3 protein-coding genes and 1 pseudogene are annotated in these 3,931 nt (G+C 70.7%); 1 reads left to right on the plus strand and 3 read right to left on the minus strand.

All coding sequences use genetic code 11. The features are described 5' to 3' along the window. A partial coding sequence (locus RMO85_RS08280; protein WP_310528253.1) for a DUF6350 family protein occupies positions 1 to 432 on the minus strand: 432 nt, incomplete at its 3' end. A 74-nt stretch (positions 433 to 506) separates the two neighbouring features. On the opposite strand from RMO85_RS08280, the gene RMO85_RS08285 reads away from it, so the two are divergent. After that, entirely contained in the window at positions 507 to 2,396 is a 1,890-nt protein-coding gene (locus tag RMO85_RS08285) for a hypothetical protein (RefSeq protein ID WP_310528254.1), read from the plus strand. A gap of 120 nt (positions 2,397 to 2,516) precedes the next feature. On the opposite strand, the gene sucD is transcribed toward RMO85_RS08285, so the two are convergent. Both sucD and RMO85_RS08295 read right to left on the minus strand, forming a co-directional pair. After that, positions 2,517 to 3,398 (minus strand): succinate--CoA ligase subunit alpha, encoded by an 882-nt coding sequence (sucD, locus tag RMO85_RS08290; RefSeq protein ID WP_310528255.1) that lies wholly within the window; start codon positions 3,396 to 3,398, stop codon positions 2,517 to 2,519. Between the two features lie 25 nt (positions 3,399 to 3,423). After that, a pseudogene (locus RMO85_RS08295) lies at positions 3,424 to 3,931 on the minus strand (succinate--CoA ligase subunit beta); the annotation flags it as partial.

Genomic DNA, 3,931 nt, shown 5'->3' on the forward strand with positions numbered 1-3,931 from the left:
CACCACGACATAGCCGACGAAGAACATCCCGACCGCCGTCGGCACGGTGAGGTCACGCTCGCCGTCGGAGATCCGGTCGGCATCCGGCCCGTGTCCGGACAGCGAGTCGCCCACCCGGTGCCCCAGCCGCCACATCGACCAGGCGCAGACGGCGCTCAGCCCGAGGGGTACGGCGCCCACCGCGACGCCGCGAACGCTGATGCCCGAGCCGTGTGCCATCAACCAGGCCACCGCGCCCATCCGCATGCCGTCGCGTGGCACGCCGTGCGCCCCGGCATCGGCGGCGAACCAGCCGACGATGCCGACGGCCGCGCAGACCAGGAGCGGCGCCAGCGCAGCGGCAGCACCGCCCAGGGTCGCGATCAGGACCAGCGGTCGCTGGGCCCGCGGGCGGACGATGCGGTCACGGCGGTCGAGGAGCAGAGAGGTCATGGCCCGGCCATCATGACCCGATCGCCGAGGGCGTTGGCGCTGCCACGCCGCGACCCCGTACCGTGGAGCGGGTCATGAGGAGCCCTGAAGCGTTCGACGCCTTTTACGCCGGAACGCGCGAACACCTCCTGCTCGAGACGTATGCGCTGACCGGTGACCTGCCTGCCGCGCGCACCGCAGTGCGCGATGCCTACTCGGTCGCGTGGCACCACTGGCCGAAGGTCGCCCGACTCGACGACCCCGAGGCGTGGGTGCGACCGCAGGCGCACAGTCGGGCGCTGCACCGCCACGCCGCCCGGCCGTGGCACCGCGACAAGGGCCTCGACGACGACATCCGAGCGACCCTGGAAGCGCTCTCCAAGCTCAGCGGGCAGGAGCGCAAGACCCTGGTCCTGACCACCTTGTCGTCGATGCGGCTCGCGGACATCGCCCGCGAGGTCGGCCTCCCCCAGGCCGAGACCGAGCGTGTCCTGCAGAGCGCGACGTCGCGCTTCTCGATGGTCCGCGACGTGGCCAGCACCGACGTCCGCGCCCGACTGGTGGCCCTCCGCAGCCCGCTCGCCGAGACCCGGTGGCCACGCAGCACGATCGTCCGCCGGACGGGCACCGCGCGGCGGCGCACGCACACGCTCATCGGCTCCGCCGTCGTCGTCGCCGCCGTCCTCGTCTCGGGCACCGTCGTGGCTTCCGGGGGCGCGGAGCCGACCAGCCTGGACCAGGAGAGCGCGCTGCCGGGGGTCACCCTGCGCGAGACCTCTGCCGCAGATCCCCCTGCCATCGATGCCGCGACGCTCCTGACCGCCGGTCAGGTCGGGCGCTACGGCCGCGGCCTGACGTGGAGTGAGGGCGAGGCGTCGGACAACCTGGCCGGGTCCGGGCTCGTGATGCCGTGTCAGCAGACACGCTTCGCCGATCCGGCCGGTGCCGGGGCGCTGATGCGCTCGTTCAGCGGCGCCACCGAGGTCACGACGAAGACACGTGCCGGCAAGGGCGAGGACCTGCGAACCGTCCGGAGCACGGCCACCGAGGAGCGCGCGACCGCGGTCGAGTTCGTCGAGCTCTCGACCGACGAGACCGGGGCGCAGGCCGCGTTCGAGACCACCCGCGGGTGGTACGCCGACTGCCTCGACGCCCGCGTCCAACTGCTCTCCACCGAGGCGGTCTCCCGCGTCGGCGACGAGGCCACCGTGCTGACCTTGCGCACGTGGAACAAGATGCCCAGCCGCGTCGCCGTCGGGGTGGCCCGCACCGGACAGCTCACCGTGACGACCCTGGTGCGCTCGACGGGCGCCCCGGTGTCGGCGCGCACCGCGGCCTCCGGGCTCGCGGCCGCCGTCAACGCGGTCTGCGGCACTCCGGGTGCTGGGGCGTGCGCCGGACCGCCGAGGGTGCGAGCGAGCGAGCCCTATCCCGTGGGCAGCCCCCCGGGACTGCTGGCCGCTGTCGATCTGCCGCCGGTCGCCGGCGCCATCGGTCCGTGGGTCGGCACCGACCCCGAGCGCGCCCACGTGAACTTCGCGGCCACGCGCTGCGACAACACCCAGTTCCGGGGCAAGGGCATGAAGCACACCCTGACGCGGACCTTCCTGTTCCCGGCGAAGAAGCAGGTCGACACGTTCGGTCTCACCCAGACGGTGGCCACGATGAAGGCGGCCCAGGCCAGCACCTTCGTCGGCGAGGTCCGCAGTCGCATCCGCTCGTGCAGCGAGGCCAATCTCGGCACCTCCGTGGACACCTTGGTCAACCGTTCGGGCAAGGACAGCGAGCTGACCGTCTGGGACCTCGATGTCGAGATCTCCGACAACCGCACGATCCAGTTCTGGATGGCGATCATGCGCGAGGGCAATGCCGTCTCCCAGGTCGGGTTCACCCCGGCCGAGGGCATGACGATGGCGCGCGACGACTTCGCCGCGCTCGCCGAACGCGCGCTGGAGCGACTGAGCGACCTGCCCAGCGCTCGATGATGACCCAACGCTGAACCGTGCTCCGGTCCGGACCGTGACGCGGTGAGGACAGCTGTACCCACCCTGATCTCTCAGGGTGGGTACAGGCAGTCACCCGGCGTTGCCGCCGCAGCGGTCGACTCAGAGGCCCTGCAGGACCTCGCGCATGAGCGAGGCTGTCTCGGACGGCGTCTTGCCGACCTTCACGCCCACGGCCTCGAGGGCTTCCTTCTTCGCCTGCGCCGTGCCCGAGGAGCCGGACACGATGGCGCCGGCGTGGCCCATGGTCTTGCCCACGGGGGCGGTGAAGCCTGCGACGTACCCGACGACGGGCTTGGTCACGTGGTCCCTGATGTAGTCCGCGGCCCGCTCCTCGGCGTCGCCACCGATCTCGCCGATCATCACGATCGCCAAGGTCTCGGGGTCGTTCTCGAACGCCTCGAGCGCGTCGATGTGGGTGGTGCCGATGATCGGGTCACCACCGATGCCGATCGCGCTCGTGAAGCCGAGGTCACGCAGCTCGTACATCATCTGGTAGGTCAGGGTGCCCGACTTCGAGACGAGGCCGATCGGGCCCTTGCCCGCGATGGTGTGCGGCGTGATGCCGGCCAGCGACTCCTCCGGCGTGATGATGCCGGGGCAGTTGGGGCCGATCATCCGGGTCGACCTGCCCTCGAGGTAGGCAACCACCTCGGCGGTGTCCTGCACCGGCACGCCCTCGGTGATCACCACGAGGAGCGGGATCTCGGCGTCGATGGCCTCGATCGCCGCGTCCTTGGTGAACGCCGGCGGCACGAAGGCCACCGACACGTTGGCGCCGGTCGCTGCCATCGCCTCGGCGACGGTGCCGTAGACGGGCAGGTCCTTGCCCCCCAGCTCGACGGAGGTGCCGGCCTTGCGGGCGTTGACACCGCCCACGATGTTGGCTCCGGACTCGACCATCAAGGTGGTGTGCTTGGCACCCATCCCGCCGGTCATGCCCTGGACGATGATCTTGGAGTCCTTGTTCAAGAAGATGCTCATGGGGTTCTCTCTCGTCTCCGTGGTCTCAGGCGCCGTTGGCGAGCTCGGCGGCCTTGTCGGCCGCGCCGTCCATGGTGTCGACCAGCGTCACCAGGGGGTGGTTGGCCTCGTTGAGGATGCGGCGACCCTCCTCGACGTTGTTGCCGTCGAGACGAACGACGAGCGGCTTGCTCTCCTTGTCGCCGAGGATCTCGAGGGCGCCGACGATGCCGTTGGCGACCTCGTCGCACGCCGTGATCCCACCGAACACGTTCACGAAGACGCTCTTGACCTGCGGGTCGTTGAGGATCACGTCGAGCCCGTCAGCCATCACCTGGGCGTTGGCGCCGCCGCCGATGTCGAGGAAGTTGGCGGGCTTGACGCCGCCGTGCTTCTCGCCGGCGTAGGCGACCACGTCGAGGGTCGACATGACCAGGCCCGCGCCGTTGCCGATGATGCCCACGGCACCGTCGAGCTTCACGTAGTTGAGGCCCTTGTCCTTGGCCTTCGCCTCGAGCGGGTCGGCCTCGTCGCGGATCTCGAAGTCGGCGTGC

It is taken from the genome of Nocardioides sp. (assembly GCF_031422975.1).
Taxonomy (GTDB): Bacteria; Actinomycetota; Actinomycetes; order Propionibacteriales; family Nocardioidaceae; genus Nocardioides.